This is a genomic window from Candidatus Dependentiae bacterium, from assembly GCA_035445995.1.
Taxonomy (GTDB): Bacteria; Babelota; Babeliae; order Babelales; family Vermiphilaceae; genus DAOMRS01.
The window spans coordinates 621,927-637,940 of sequence record DAOMRS010000001.1; the positions used below are offsets into that span (position 1 = coordinate 621,927).

The following is a 16,014-nucleotide window of genomic DNA, read 5'->3' on the forward strand; positions in this document are numbered from 1 at the left end:
GACACAACATTCTTGAATAATTACCTGTAGGATCTTTTATATGGCACAACATCACAAATTATCATTGTTTGCTGCGGTCTTAATCAATATCAATATTATGATTGGCGCAGGGGTTTTTATTAATACCACAGAACTTGCACAATGGGCTGGAGCATTGGGTGTATTGAGCTATGTAATTATTGGCATTATCATGCTTCCACTCATTCTTTCAATTTCTCGATTACTTATTTTGCACCCGACAGGAGGATTTTATGTATTTGGTAGTAAAGAAATAAATCAATTTGTTGGATTTTTAGCTGCATGGAGTTATTTCATTGGAAAATTGGGATCAGCTACCATCATGATCCATGTATCTGTTTTGTTTCTACAAAAAATACTGCCTTTCTTGGCTCAGCTACATCCATTTGTACTAGATTTTAGTTTTTTAAGCACCTTTATACTATGCAATATGTTGAATGTTAAAACAGGCAGCCAATTACAGGCGATATTTACAATTCTTAAGTTGACTCCTATTTTTTTCCTTGCCATATTTGGCCTCTTTTTATTTAAAGGAAATAATTTTTCATCATCATATCGTATATGGGAAGGCATTCCATTCACCATTCCACTTGTACTTTTTAGCATTTTAGGATTTGAAGCCGCCTGTTCATTGAGCAGTAGAATTGAAAATCCAGAAAAAAACGCATCTCGTGCCGTGTTAATTTCTTACGGCATTGTTATTTTTATTTACTGTATATACCAGTTCGTTGCTTTCGGAGCACTTGCACCCAATATTCTCCATTATTTAGACTATCGTTCAATATTTCCAGGGCTCATAGGTAAATTATTTCCTCATGCATCTTATACACAAACACTAGTCAATATGTTCCACATTGCCATTGCTTCATCTGCACTTAGTGGAAGCTACAGTATTATTTTTAGTAACACATGGAACATATACACGCTCGCAGAACATAAACATTTATTTTTTAGCTCATGGTTTACTTCATTAAACCGCCATCACATCCCATGGCTATGTGTACTAACAGAAGGACTTGTGTGCACCATACATTTATTAGTTACTCAAGGGGCACAGGTACCTCTACAATTGACTGGTTCTCTTGGATGCACAATTGCCTATACACTTAGCATACTTGCACTACTAGCAGCAAAAAAAAATTATCCTCAATTGCGTATTAACATGTTTATTCCAGCACTTGGCTTATGTAGCTGTTTATTACTGTTATCCTCATGCATATACACAATGTACTATGCAGGACTTACGGCACTTATTTCACTTATAAGCCTAATAATAATTGGTATTATTATGTTCTTTACGAGTAATCAACATGCACCAGTTAACGTAGCTTCAAAGTAATCACTGCCAATAAACACAATACAAGTGAAATTATCCCAAAGCGGACGGTAATTTTTGATTCTGGCCAACCCATTAATTCAAAATGATGATGTAATGGTGCCATTTTTAAAATCCTACGTCCCAAAAAACGATATGAAAATACTTGTGCTATAACAGAAATTGCCTCTACCACAAATAATCCACCTGCAATAGGTAATAATAATTCTTGTTTTGCCATCAATGCCATAAGTGCAAGCGCCGCACCTAGCGCAAGCGAACCAACATCACCCATAAAAATTTGTGCTGGATACGCGTTATACCATAAAAACCCAAGTGAGGCACCAATTAACATAGCACCGATTACCGCTATTTCTGCCGTCCCCGCAAAGGGAATATGTAAATAGGAAGCAAATTGCAGATGTCCCGCAAGATACGCAATTAAAGAAAAAATAACAAAATTAGGCAGCAATGAAGTAATAGCAAGCCCATCAAGCCCATCGGTCAGGTTAACTGCATTGCTACAACCTACCAAAACAAAAACAGCCCACGGAACAAAAAACCATCCAATATTAGGGTGAAATGCTTTGAAAAAAGGAAATACTATATCAGTCTGGCTATGCCCTATCCATAACCATACCATAATGGTAACGGTAGCTACCCCTATCTGTAGCATAATTTTGTTTCGTGCAGATATGCCCTTCCTATATCGTATTTTAGACCAATCATCCCACCCACCAATAGCGCCAAATGCACATATACTCAGCAGAAAAATCCACACCAGCTTATTGGTCAAATCAGACCAGAGCAATACATTTATAACCACCACCATGAGCATAAATATGCCTCCCATGGTCGGCATATCATCTTTAGCCTTATGCCGCTCAGGAGTCCATTCCCGAGCTTTTGATCTGAAAAATTGCTTTGATTTATCAATAAACCAGCTCCCTATGATAAAAGAGAACAACAACGAGCTCAATAGGGCGGCTATGGCCCGAAAACTCACATAATGCACTACATTCAAAGGAGACCAAAATGGGGTCAAAATATGCGAAATATGGTATAACATGACTTTCTCCACAAGTTAAAGTACTGCTCCAAGAATAGTGAAATATACCTGTTTTATCAATAGAACACAGGCCTGAAGGGGGGCTTTTGACGCGGGCAGATATATCTATACACTAAGTAGTATCAAATAGACTTCTTTCGTTAAACAGATTTATTTAGGAATGGAAGGGATATCGTATGAATATTTTCACATTGAAAAACTACCTTTTTGCATTAATCATGGCTTTAGTCCCAGGTGGATATACAAAAAGCAATCCTGCCGAGGTAACTAAGGTCACCGTTCAAGCTACGGAAACACTCAAAACAGCAGATGATGTCAAAAAATATGTACATACCTGTGTAGAAAACTTAACTGGATATGTAAAATTCACACTGACATGGACTGATGAGTTTTTCAGCAAAAAAAATAATAAGCCATATACTAAGTACATCGATGAAATGAACCATGCAGTTAATAAATTTTCTGCTGATGCACAATTGCTGGAAAAACACTTAAAAACAACGCTACAAACAAGTCCATATAAAGAAGCTATGACCATAGCACATGATATTGTGTCTGGCCTTTTGATAAAAGCAAAACATGTTTGCCAAGTTTTAAACCAACATCGTACAACTAAAAACTCATTAGCTGTTGGTATAGCAATGAAACAATTAGAAAAATATACATCTACAAAAGCTATTAATGAGTTACAAGAAAAATTTGAAAAATTCAAAGCAGCACTTCGCAAGGTAGACTTAGACTTAACAGCTAAAGTTGCCAAAGATGAAACTGCAATTATCTCTCACTTGCGTAAACAACACGATAGATCATACGCAGAATTAATCGGTGGCCTTGGGTACCGTATTAAATGTGCATAATTATAAATTCATATAGGCTAGGGGAAATGGAGGTTATTTCTCTTATGCTTGAAAGAACACCGTAATTTACGTACAATAAAGGATATCAGAGCTTTTTGCTCTGGTATCTTTTTTTTATAGGTAACAATCATGAACAAAGCATACACATATGATGTCATTGTTGTTGGTGGTGGTCATGCCGGCATAGAAGCCGCACACGCTGCAGCCAACATGGGCTCTAAAACATTACTCATTACTCTGGATACTAATAAGATAGGTCTTATGCCCTGCAATCCTGCAATTGGTGGTGTAGGCAAGGGCCATATTGTATTTGAAATAAGTGCACTAGGTGGCTTAATGCCAAAACTTTGCACACAGACCTACCTGCAAGCACGTATGCTGAACACCCGCAAAGGTCCGGCTGTACAAGGACTCCGGTTGCAAATCGACAAAGAAGCCTATAATCAACTGAGTAAAAAAACGCTCGAAGCACTGCCTAGTCTATCCTTACGCAATGGCATGGTAGAAGAAGTACTCGTTAATGAACAAAAACAAGTTACTGGTGTACGTACACAAGATGGATCTATCATTGCTGCACCAACAGTTATTTTGACTACTGGCACATTCTTGAATGGTCGTATCCATATTGGCACACATAATTACTCTGCAGGACGCCGCGATGAACAAGCCGTCACTACATTGTCTGACTGCTTGCGCAATCTTGGGTTGCATATGCAACGCCTGAAAACCGGTACGCCACCGCGCTTGTCACGTGCAAGTTTAGATTTTTCTAAAATGGAACAACAAGAAGATGACAATCTCAACTATTTGTTTGAGTTTTACCCACATAATGTTGTCAATAAAAGAGCTTGCTATATAACGCGTACTAATGAAGCTACTCACACAATTATTCGAGAAAATTTAAATAAATCTGCAATGTATAGCGGTAATATAACTGGCATTGGTCCACGTTATTGCCCATCAATCGAAGACAAAATAGCTCGTTTCCCTGACAAAACTTCACATCAAATTTTTGTCGAACCTGAAACAGAAACCTGTGATGAGATTTATCCAAATGGTATTTCTACCTCACTACCACTTGATATACAAGAACAATATATTCGTAGTATTAACGGTTTTGAGCACGCGATTATAACCAAAGCAGGTTATGCCGTAGAATATGATTTTGTACTACCTAATCAACTTAACCAAACACTCGAAGTACAAAAAGTACCAGGATTATTTCTAGCCGGACAAATTAATGGTACAACGGGCTATGAAGAAGCTGCAGGACAAGGCATGCTAGCCGGCATCAATGCACACTTGAAAGCTCATAACCTACCTGAATTTATTTTGGATCGGACTGAAAGCTACATTGGGGTCATGATTGATGACTTAGTCACTATGGGTGTTGATGAACCATATCGTATGTTTACCTCACGCGCTGAACGGCGATTATTATTGCGACAAGATAATGCTTTTTTACGCTTAACACCAAAAGCATATCAGCTTGGTTTGATTGATGAACAATTGTATGCAGATTTTGTACATGAAAAACAATTAATAGAAGACACAGTACAAAAAATTTATGCAGAAAAAACAATAACGCATCTGCTTACTCTTTTTGAAGACATGCAAACACATAAAGCTGAAATTGTAGCTTTAACAAGCACACAGCTATCTGACCGTGCACTGCAAACTATTCACGCACAATTGCGCTATGCACCATATCTTGAACGAGAGCTCAAAGAAGTAGAACGTAGAGAACAATACAAAGCATTAAAAATACCGGTAAACTTTGCGTATAAAGACCTACCTGGCCTTTCTATTGAATTGCAACAGAAACTGAGCAAACACCAACCAGCCACCATTGCTCAAGCAAGTTTGATTCCCGGCATGACACCGGCCGCAGTTTCATTGCTTATATGCACCATTAAAAGACGTAATTAATCTTCTGGGTTTTCGTCTGAAACTTCTGTAGCTTTATCTATAGCATATGCAGCTTGTGGTGAGCGATTACGCAATAATTGGATTTCTTGCAGCGATAATTGATTGTTATCTAAAAAAAGAAACTCTAATTCCGGACTATTATGCAGAAAATCAGCAGGCAAACTGGTTATCCTATTAGAGCTTACATCTAAATCTTTCAATCGCGGAGCATTTGATAAAAAATGAGCCGGTAATGTTTCCAATTTGTTATCATCCATATATAATTCCGTTATTATGCTAGCGTTATGTAAAAAATCATCCGGTAATCTGGTAAGTTGATTATTCTCTAACATAAGTTGTTCTAAACGTGGATAATAATAAGGCCTATTATCTGGTCCTGGCTGATTGGATATAAATTCATCTGGCAGAGATACCAATTGATTGTCACTCAGATTCAACCCATTTAGCTGTGTATTTCGAATTTTCTTTAGTTTTAATAATCTATCCAATCCTTCTACTGAACGTAACTTAAGATTTCTTAATACCACTGCATAATAAACCACCCTTTGACCATCTACAATACGTTCACGTGGTATAAATCTATCAGGATTTATACGATTTTCCGGCTTTAGTCTATTAAACTCAAGAGAGTCAATTAACTCATCTATTGAATATCCAGGATGTTCTATTTCTGGTAATTCTTTGCCTCCAGATAGTAAGTAATAATATTTTGCAAGTTCCTCATTATATGGCTGCGGCAAATCGAGAACCGTTATAGGCTCTGGAGAATCAACTAATATATGTGCGTATTTTGCCACTATACCTTTGATAACAGGTTCTATACCGGCAAAAGAAAAGTAATCCAGCATTTTAATAGTTTGTACAAGAAGCTCAGGACTTTGTATCACATCAACCATATGAGGATCAATCACTGCACTCGAAACACAACGTCGAGATAACTTGGTAGTCTCATAATGACCAAGACCAACTAGATCCGCCAAATGCCATATACGCAACATTTCTTTAAACAAAGGGAAAATATCATAAGAATAATTAACACGTATTTCCTCTGAACCCTCTAACTGCTGCTCGACGAAAGGAAATAATTCAGCATCTATGTAGGTGTAATTACCACTCGCATTATCTATTAACTTTATAGGATACCGCTCTGTTTGCTGAATACGTAGCTTTTTTAATACCCCTTGACCCTCTGGCATCCCACTATTTGGGCGCTTCATACCAATTGCTGGAGATACAAGCAATACCCCTGCGCTTATCATATATACTATATTTTTCATGCCAACCCCTAAAATTCTTATTTGAAATAATTATATCAATATAACAAACAAAAGGTCCATATTATTATATAAAATATAAAGGCATAATTGTAATAATTGCAATTTACTAATCTTTTACGTATTCTGAAAAACATTAAGTTATAAAAAGGATATGCCATGTTCTTTCTGTTGTTATATGTATTATTATTTAGCTCGTTGAGTCTTTTGGCACAAGAATCATCATCTACTCATGCCACGCAAGCTCATCCAGCTATCTTGATAAAAAACAACATTGAGCCAAAAGACACGGTATACCGTAAATATTGCATGAATCATTACCCTACAAACTTCACTATTTACGTTAATGGAAAAAAGGTAGATCAAAACAGTGCTATTGATATCACCGAACAAACATTCAATGTAATCTATTCATACGAATGGAACCCTCCTTGGGGTAAAATTCAACGAGCAAAAGAAGTCACCTTCCGTGTTACTGATCGACAAAAGCCAATTGATCTTCAATTTAAATCTTGGAGCGATCCATATCGTATCCATGCCACCAATGCACAACCTATCAGTACACAAGAAGTCAAACTAACTGAATTAACAAAGAAATGATAACTCTATGATGCGTCGCGAATTATTACATATTTATGGACCATTTTCAATTTACAGTTATGGTCTTTTTATAGCACTCGGGTTACTCGTATTCCTCTGGCTTATTCGACGCCATCCACAGTTCACTAAGCTCAATTTGCAAGAATATTTTAATCCTATTTTAATCGTAAGTATTATTACCGGTGTATTTGGAGGACGCCTGTTATACACCCTGACAGAACCAGGAGGCGTTACAAACATTGGTGAATTTTTTGCCTACTGGCAAGGAGGCTTTTCTATTCTTGGATGTATTATTGCCATTTGCATCATGTTACCCGTATTGTTGCGTTATTTACAAATACCAGTGCTACCATTTCTTGACTTGGTATCTATATATGCTCCATTGCTTCAATCGATCTCTCGTATTGGCTGTTTTTGTGCTGGCTGTTGCTATGGGGTAGCAACCAATGTACCATGGGCCGTACTTTATACGGATATACAATCTTCTGCCCCTCTTCATGTGTATATCCATCCAACACAGCTGTATAATAGCTTGGCATTACTTGGTATATTTACCCTGCAGTATTTTGTTTTGCAACGAGTGTTTACCAAGCCTGGTCAATTACTTTGTTCTTATCTTTTGTTTGTCAGTCTCGAACGGTTTTTGGTTGATTTTTGGCGAGATGACCGTACCTTTTTTGCATCACCCATGCTAGCAGATTTTTCAGTCAACCAATGGGTTGCATTAGGGATTATATTTGCCGCATGTTGCGCTTTTCTTTTCATCAGTAGAAAAAAATAATATTCTTAAATTATATGAATATATTTACCTTTATCAAAGAACACATTTCTATTCTCGATGTTACGCAAGAATATGCCACACTCAAACAAGCTGGTGGCTATTGGAAAGGGCACTGCCCATTCCATCATGAAAAAACAGCATCTTTTACCGTCAGCCCACACAAAGAAATTTTTTATTGCTTTGGGTGCCATGTCGGTGGTGATGTTATTACGTTTATATCCAAAATAGAAAACTGCTCACAACTTGAAGCTGCAAAACATTTAACCGACCGCTATAATCTAGAGCTACCAGCTTCTCTTTCTGCACAAACATCTGCCATTGCTACCAATGAGCGAAATCATTATTTTGAGCTGTGCAAATACATGGCAATATGGTGCCACGAGCAATTACAAAAAAATGAATCTTTGCTCAATTATATACGCATGCGAGGTTTTGATATAAACCATATCAATTATTTCACGTTGGGCTATTTTCCGGGTGGACTCCAGAGTATTAAGCACTTTATTGACTGGATGAAACAACACAATACGTTACCTCATGATTTAATCGAAGCACACATCATTAGCCAGGGTAAAACAGTCCTTTATTCACCCTTTGAAGAACGCCTTATATTCCCTATTAAGGACCATTTGGGTAGATTTTGTGGATTTGGTGGTAGAACCTTTAAATTAGACGATGAACGCCCAAAATATTACAATTCACGAGAAAATGACTTTTTTGTAAAAGGTTCCCTTTTATTTGGACTTGATTTAGCAAAAGAAGCTATTCAAAAAACAGATACCGCTTTCCTGGTAGAAGGATATACCGATTGTATGGCAATGGTACAACATGGATATCCAAATACCATAGCAACTCTTGGGACCGCTTGTACTGCACAACACCTGAAAACCCTGTCTCGTTACGCCCAAAAATTATACGTTTTATATGATGGGGACCATGCTGGTCAAAAAGCAATTCTACGGCTCACTGAGCTTTGCTGGCAGGTAAGCATGGAGCTTCATGTTATTACGCTACCGGCCAAAGATGACCCTGCATCATATTTATTAACCCATAAGTCTTTGGGGCCATTAATCGGCACTTCACAAAATATTTTCCATTTTTTTCTGCATACCCAAGGTAAAGAATTTACTTCATTACCCCTGAATAAAAAAGTAGAAAAAATCAGAGAATTTTTAGAAATAATTCAGCATATAGATGACCGTCTAAAGCAGGATATGCTCCTACAAAAAGCGGCAAAGATATTTGACATGCCTTTTGAGTCATTACTACATGAATTAGGGCGTATCCATAGCCGTCCTTTGCCTGCTCTAGATCAGACAGAAGAAATTATCGGGGATGATGGAAAAACCCTACCAATACTAGAAAAAAGGCTCTTTTGTGCTATACTGCATAATACGGAATTTTGTACAAATGAGCGTATGTTGGCCATTATTGAATATATGCCGGAACCCCTGCGAACCATCCTGAAAAAATTACAGCATGCCCAATCAGCAGAAGGCAAGGTACATTTCACCCAGTTTTTTGATATGTTATCTGATCATGAAAAAGAATACGTCAGCGGCTTATTACTTGAGCGCACTGCATCAATTGATCAAATAGCATTTGAACAACTTGTATACCAACTGCAAAAAAAACAATGGAAAGTTATTGTACAGGATATAAAAACCAGAATTGCACAAGCAAAACAAAGTGGCAATAAAGAACAAGTAAAAAAACTTATGCAAGATTTTGTACATTTACAACAACAACTTATAGCTTCTTCTTCAAAATAAGAAAACCCATTAACCTAAAAAGGTATGTATAAACCATGGCAATCAAAAAGACAAAAACTACTCGTTCTTCTCAAAAAGAACCCTCTGCAAAGAAGGTAGTCGCTAAAACGAGCACTAAAAAGTCATCGACTGCCAGTACTATTACTAAAAAAGCAAAAGATCTTGATTTGAAAAAAGAACTCATTCAAGAGTTGATAGAACGCGGCAAAAGAGAAGGTGTTCTTACTTTTGAAGAACTTGTTATCTTCAGTGATGAGCAGAATTTAAGCGATAAAGAAGCCGATGAGCTCCAAGAGCTAATCGAAAAAGAACATATTGAATTAATGTCGCAAGAAGATCTTGAGGCAAGTGGTGACATAGATTTTGAACCACACGAAGCACCTGCTGCAAAGGTTACGACTACTCTCGAAGTAGAGGATGACCTTGATGAGGATGAAGAAGAAGTTGCTGAAGATAGTGATGATGAAGAACGTATTGAAGCAAAACAAACTACCTCTGCACAAATTGCTGACAGTGTAAAATCATACCTGCGTGATATAGGTAAAATACCATTACTAAACAAAAAAACTGAAACAGACATTGCAGAAAAAATTGCACGCAGCAAAGAACGATCTATTGATTCTATTTCTCGTTTTCCATTTTTATATAAAGAATTTGTTGTCTTAGCAGATAAATTAGAAAAAAATATTATACCGCTTAAAGATGTTATCCAATTTTCTGAATTTGATGAAGAAAATTTGCCTAAGATAGAAGAAGAAAAAACAGATTTACTTAAAACTATTAAAAAAATAGAAAAATTAATCGAAAACGAAGATGCGATTTATCAATCGTATCGTGGCAACCTAGATTCGCAAGCAAAAAAGAACGAGATGCTTGCCAAAGTAAAAGAAAATAAAGAAGCTATAGGCGAAACTATTCGCTCTATTAAATTATCTAATAAGCTCATCAAACGTCTGACCAAACGTTTAGAAAAACATGTCAAAAAGATTGAAGAAAAAGAAGAGCTCATAAAAGTATGTCAAGAACAGCTGGAACCATATTTAGCAATTAAAAAACCAACAGAACAAGACAAACGCGTTATTGAAGAACTTGAAACAAGTATCCGTGTTGCGCATAAAGCTATTAAGAAGTTAGAAGTAGAAGCCGGACTTCCACGTGATACTATGATGGAGCGCTATAAGCAATTGCTCATCAGCCAAGCCATGGATAAGCGAGCTAAGGATGACTTGGCCAAAGCTAACTTACGCTTGGTAGTAAATATTGCAAAGAAATATGTCAATCGCGGTTTACACTTCCTTGACTTGATTCAAGAAGGTAATATTGGTCTCATGAAGGCGGTAGAAAAATTTGAATTCGAACGCGGATATAAATTTTCTACGTATGCTACCTGGTGGATTCGCCAAGCAATTACCCGTGCTATTGCAGACCAATCACGTACCATTCGTGTTCCAGTTCACATGGTTGAAACACTCAATAAAATCAATAAAATTGAACGTACGTATCACCAAAAAGAAGGCCGCAAGCCAACATATGCTGAATTAGCAAAAGAACTGAATCTGGATGAAAAGAAAATTAAAAATATCATCAAAATTTCAAAAGAACCTATATCTCTTGAGACACCAGTAGGCGATAGTGAAGATGCATTTATCAAAGACTTTATAGAAAATGAAAATGAATTTTCACCGTCAGAAACTGCTGGTCACAATGATCTGCGTGAAGGTGTACGAGAAGAACTCAAAACATTAACTCCTCGTGAAGAAAAAGTCATCAAAATGCGCTATGGTATAGATTATGCGTCAGAACATACCTTAGAAGAAGTTGGTAAAGATTTCTCAGTTACCCGTGAACGTATTCGTCAAATAGAAGTCAAAGCATTGCGCAAATTACGTCATCCGTCCCGTAGTAAAAGATTGCTTGCATTATTAGAAAAAAAACTAGAAGATAAACAAGCAGATGATATAGCATATGAAGATGATGACATAGATGATAGCGATGAATAATAGGTAATCAATAATCATGGAACAACCTTTACTGACAGAATTATGGACACCTATAATTTGTTTTATAGGTGCCCTGGCTATACGTGCAGTATTTGCATTTATAGAAACCAGCATTACTGCAATGCGGTTATTTAAAATTAAGGAATTATCGCAAGCAACCGGCAGCAAGTACAATTTCCTGTTTCAGGCATTGGAAAAAACACCCCATCGAGTATTAATTACTACCCTCATTATGAGTAGTATTGCTGATGTAACATCTGCCGCATTAGCAACCGGCATCATGGAAACCATCTTTGCACGATTCAATCTTTCAAGTGGTCTTGGCTTTTCTGCAGGTATTGCATTTGCTTCCATAGCCATCATTATTTTTGGTGAAATTATTCCAAAAAATCTTGCAAAGGGACACGGTCGTGGCGAGCGTATTTTCAAAAATATGCTTTGGCTACTGGCACTCATGTATCGCTTACTAAGTCCTCTCGTTACCACATTGCTCAATTTTTCGAATGCCATTGTGTATCAGCTGAGTGGCAAACAAGCATTTACCGGCAGTGAATGGATTTCTTCAGAACAAGAGGTACAATTCCTGATCCGTTATACGCATGAAAAAGGTTTGATTGAACCCGAAAAAACAGAAATGTTAGAAAATATTTTTGAATTAGGGTATACACCAGTCAAAGAGATCATGGTTCCTGCAACCGACATTGTGTCTATTTCTATAGATGCATCCATTAACAATGCACGCGATATATTCTCAACCTATCGATATACTCGCTTACCTGTATATGAAGACAAGCCTGAAAATATTGTAGGCATGTTACACCAAAAAGATCTTTTTGAAATGTTGTATAAGCACGAAGTCAAATCAATTGCAGAGCTTATGCGCCCTATTATATTCATCCCCGAGACTGTCAAGATCAATCAGCTTCTACGCGAATTACGACAAAAGCATATGCATATTGCTATAGTTATTAATGAACACGGCAGCATGACTGGCCTTATTACCCTCGAAGATATTTTGGAAGAAATTGTGGGAGAAATTAGTGACGAGCATGAACTAATCAGTGAAAAAATTATTGCACTCCAAGAAGGTGGTTGGCTTGTAGATGCAAGTATACCACTAGAAGATGTTGAAGAATTATTAAATATAAGTCTTGAATCAGAAGAATCAGTCACTCTTGGCGGTTTTTTAACTGAACATCTGCAGCATCTACCTAAAAAAGGCGAGCGGTTGTTGTACAAACATTTCTATTTTCAAATTCAAAAAGCAAGCCCTAAGCGTGTACGACAAGTATTAATTTTTGCAGAAAATAATAAGGAATAAAAGTAGTAAAAAGGACAAAGTATGAAGCGATCTTATGTCTTATTAATATGCATTCTTGCCTCACCTCCCCTGATTGCAGCAGAAATTGATATTAGTACAAATGACCTTGGTAGTCCAAATCCTCAAATTGTAGTTGGTCATATTGCAAACATTGTTGAACATGCAGTAGTAATGGCAGAAGACAAACATAACGTTGGTCCACATGTAGCCGGTATTTTTGCCAATATATTGGGTATAGTACTACAAATTGCACAACACAGAAGCATCAGTATATCTGAAATTGACTCTCACGCTGTAACACAATATGCGCATGATATTTCGCCAACCGTTAGAAGTATTTATTCTATAGAAATTGATCTCGAACAATATACTAATACTATAGACGAGACCAATCCAAAAATTGTAGTTAGTCATATTGCACAAATTATTGAACACGCGCTGGCCCTAGCAGTAGTAAATGAAAAACTTTCACTGCCCTACGTTACGAGTATATTTTTTAATGTACTTGGCATCATTCTTGAAGTTGCAAAACATGATCCAAATATCTTAAATAATAATGATACACTTATACAGTACATACATACCATTACACCTGACATAGAACAAGAAATAAAACGTATTAAAAGGTAAAATATGCATATAGCATTACTTTTTTTATATGTATTCTATGCACCTGCACTACTTGCTGTACATGTTTCAAAGCAAGATGCATTACAAATTGGTAAACGCATCTGGCATAATGAATGTAATGGCTCCATTGATGGACTTACATTTTGGAATAAAGCAGAAGAATTTCCTTCAATGGGAATTGGTCATTTTATTTGGTTTCCCAAGAATTGTACGAGCCCATATACACAAACATTTCCCGATCTGATTTCATTTTTCAAAAAAAATAACATCACGTTACCTGCATGGCTTGCAACAGCAAAACACTGCCCTTGGTCATCTCGGCAAGAATTTTTAGCAGCTCTAGATCACCCTGATCTATGCGAGTTACGCACATTGCTTGCAAATACCGTCGATATACAAGCACAATTTATTATACAACGACTAGAACAATCACTTCCCATTTTATTGCAAGCTACACCCAAGAACAAACGAGCTGCTATAAAAAAACAGTTCAATCGTGTAGCACAATCAAGTAATGGGCTATATGCACTCATTGATTACATAAATTTTAAAGGCGATGGTACTAATAAAAAAGAACGGTATAAAGAACAAGGATGGGGATTGCTACAAGTCCTTGAACATATGAACACACAAACACAAAATATTGATCCATTAATTGCTTTCCAAAATGCAGCGCGCACATTACTCACGCAACGCGTACACAATGGACCACAACATGAAAAACAATTTTTGCAAGGATGGTTAAACCGTATAAATACTTATACCAAACAAACCACATAATTCTGTCTGTAAAAAAAACAAAAAGTTAAATTGAAATTGCTTTCTTATATGTTTTGTGATAGAAATAATTACGTAATGTAGAAAATTTTATGTAAGCAGTAAGTTTTCTACTCATATCACAAAACCCGTTTAAGCCAGGAGTAAAGCAATGGCTAGAAACAAATCCTCATGCAGGCGATCATACGATAGGTATGGTGGCCAATACAACGTCTCCAATAACCATTTAATTTCACTTTCTTTTCTTCAGAATATCTTTATTTCTTTTTTCTTTATTACGTGGTCATGCACCACATCTATTATTTGGCAGTCGTGCTGTTGTTAACAACACACCGACATGTTTCTTAATTTTTGATACATGCACACAAAATAAGATGTATTAGGTTACACACCTATGATATGTCACGTCGTTTGGAAAAAATAATAAAGAAAGGGAATGACATGAAAGGATCAAAAGAACATGTGATGGCTTTGCTACTAGTTGGTCTGACAACCCTGATTAAATTATCAGTTATTGTGCTTTTATGCGTTATGCCAACACACAGCAAAGAGATCGTGCATACCCTAATTAGCGAACATGAAGAACTTGTGCATGAGTCACACGAAGACCCTGAAGGTAAAAAAGATCGGCAAACATTCCTCGTTAAATAAAAAAGCCCCGCATCAAATAATGCGGGGCTTTTCGTTTACTTCACTTGTTCAAATATCTTTTTCATGCTAGCTAGCGAGCCAATCATTGAACTTGCTTCATATGGCACTAAGATAATTTTATCATCTTTACCCTTCATAAGTTCTGGCAACACTTTTATATATTGCATTGCAATCAAATAAGGAAGCGGATCACCGTGCGGTACTGAACGCTGAATCATCTGGATAGCTTCGGCCTCTGCTTGCGCAATGGTCAAGCGCGCTTCTGCTTGGCCTTTTGCTTCTAAAACACGTGACTCTTGATCACCTTCTGCTTCCAATATTGCAGAACGTTTTTTACCCTCTGAACGCAAAATCATTTCACGTCGTTCACGCTCGGCACGCATTTGCTTTTCCATTGCATGGCGAATATCTTCGGGAGGATTAACTTCTTGTAACTCAACCCGATTAACTTTTACCCCCCACTTGTCAGTTGCCTCATCAAGTACAATGCGCAGACGTTCATTAATTTGTCCACGAGACACCAATGTTTCATCCAGATCCATAGACCCGATAACATCACGCAACGTCGTTTGGGTTAATTTTTCTATTGCTTGGGGTAAATTATTGATCTCATATACCGCAGCTTTTGGATCGGTAATTTGGTAATAGAGTAATGCGTTAATCTCCATAGTTACATTATCTTTTGAAATCACATTCTGCTTAGGAAAATCATACACCGCTTCCCGTAAATCAATACGCGTAATAGTACGGTTAAATCTAAAATATCGACCACGGTCTGCTTCTTGAATAAATGTCCACATAACTTGTCGTGGATTATCCAAGAATGGCACTACTATGTGTAAGCCTGGTTTAAGCATACGATGATATTTACCTAGACGCTCGATCAAAATAACTTCTGCCTGCTTGACTAGATAAACTGATTTTATAAGTAATACAATTAAAAATAAGAATACTACTAAAAAAAAGATGGCAAAGCCTATTGGAAATCCTACCATAGCTAACGCCTTTCGATGAAATATT

General features: G+C 36.9%; 14 protein-coding genes. 11 read left to right on the top strand and 3 right to left on the bottom strand.

Annotated elements, in window-relative coordinates:
- The first annotated feature begins 40 nt into the window (after positions 1–40).
- A complete protein-coding gene (locus tag PK943_02980; protein ID HRN78177.1) occupies positions 41–1,357 on the top strand; it encodes an APC family permease in 1,317 nt (438 codons plus the stop codon).
- Here PK943_02980 and mraY read toward each other — a convergent pair.
- The gene (mraY, locus tag PK943_02985; protein HRN78178.1) at positions 1,338–2,402 is read right to left on the bottom strand and encodes a phospho-N-acetylmuramoyl-pentapeptide-transferase; all 1,065 of its coding nucleotides are present in this window, start codon (positions 2,400–2,402) and stop codon (positions 1,338–1,340) included. The genes PK943_02980 and mraY overlap by 20 nt on opposite strands.
- A 176-nt stretch (positions 2,403–2,578) precedes the next feature.
- On the opposite strand from mraY, the gene PK943_02990 reads away from it, so the two are divergent.
- Both PK943_02990 and mnmG read left to right on the top strand, forming a co-directional pair.
- Positions 2,579–3,259 (top strand): hypothetical protein, encoded by a 681-nt coding sequence (locus tag PK943_02990; protein HRN78179.1) that lies wholly within the window; start codon positions 2,579–2,581, stop codon positions 3,257–3,259.
- 129 nt (positions 3,260–3,388) lie between these two features.
- Positions 3,389–5,188 (top strand): tRNA uridine-5-carboxymethylaminomethyl(34) synthesis enzyme MnmG, encoded by a 1,800-nt coding sequence (gene mnmG, locus PK943_02995; GenBank protein HRN78180.1) that lies wholly within the window; start codon positions 3,389–3,391, stop codon positions 5,186–5,188.
- Here mnmG and PK943_03000 read toward each other — a convergent pair.
- Complete coding sequence (locus PK943_03000; protein HRN78181.1) at positions 5,185–6,465, bottom strand: hypothetical protein; 1,281 nt, start codon at positions 6,463–6,465, stop codon at positions 5,185–5,187. The genes mnmG and PK943_03000 overlap by 4 nt on opposite strands.
- Positions 6,466–6,621: 156 nt before the next feature.
- Between PK943_03000 and PK943_03005 the strand changes: the two genes are divergently transcribed.
- From PK943_03005 to PK943_03040, 8 genes are all read left to right on the top strand, one after another.
- The gene (locus PK943_03005) at positions 6,622–7,062 is read left to right on the top strand and encodes a hypothetical protein (GenBank protein HRN78182.1); all 441 of its coding nucleotides are present in this window, start codon (positions 6,622–6,624) and stop codon (positions 7,060–7,062) included.
- A gap of 7 nt (positions 7,063–7,069) precedes the next feature.
- On the top strand, positions 7,070–7,843 hold the full coding sequence (locus tag PK943_03010) for a prolipoprotein diacylglyceryl transferase (protein HRN78183.1): 774 nt from the start codon (positions 7,070–7,072) through the stop codon (positions 7,841–7,843).
- Between the two features lie 14 nt (positions 7,844–7,857).
- The gene (gene dnaG, locus PK943_03015) at positions 7,858–9,615 is read left to right on the top strand and encodes a DNA primase (GenBank protein ID HRN78184.1); all 1,758 of its coding nucleotides are present in this window, start codon (positions 7,858–7,860) and stop codon (positions 9,613–9,615) included.
- A gap of 35 nt (positions 9,616–9,650) precedes the next feature.
- Positions 9,651–11,615, top strand: a complete 1,965-nt coding sequence (gene rpoD / locus PK943_03020; protein HRN78185.1) for an RNA polymerase sigma factor RpoD — start codon at positions 9,651–9,653, stop codon at positions 11,613–11,615.
- Between the two features lie 16 nt (positions 11,616–11,631).
- Positions 11,632–12,936: a hemolysin family protein gene (locus PK943_03025; GenBank protein ID HRN78186.1), complete on the top strand. Its 1,305-nt coding sequence runs from the start codon at positions 11,632–11,634 to the stop codon at positions 12,934–12,936.
- Positions 12,937–12,957: 21 nt separating this feature from the next.
- Positions 12,958–13,566, top strand: a complete 609-nt coding sequence (locus tag PK943_03030) for a hypothetical protein (protein ID HRN78187.1) — start codon at positions 12,958–12,960, stop codon at positions 13,564–13,566.
- A gap of 3 nt (positions 13,567–13,569) precedes the next feature.
- Positions 13,570–14,346, top strand: coding sequence for a hypothetical protein (locus tag PK943_03035; protein ID HRN78188.1), 777 nt, complete (start codon positions 13,570–13,572; stop codon positions 14,344–14,346).
- A 438-nt stretch (positions 14,347–14,784) separates the two neighbouring features.
- On the top strand, positions 14,785–14,994 hold the full coding sequence (locus PK943_03040) for a hypothetical protein (GenBank protein HRN78189.1): 210 nt from the start codon (positions 14,785–14,787) through the stop codon (positions 14,992–14,994).
- Between the two features lie 35 nt (positions 14,995–15,029).
- Here PK943_03040 and PK943_03045 read toward each other — a convergent pair whose 3' ends face one another.
- Positions 15,030–15,989 carry an SPFH domain-containing protein gene (locus tag PK943_03045; protein ID HRN78190.1) on the bottom strand — a complete coding sequence of 320 codons (960 nt, stop codon included), beginning with the start codon at positions 15,987–15,989 and terminating at the stop codon, positions 15,030–15,032.
- Between the last annotated feature and the right edge of the window lie 25 nt (positions 15,990–16,014).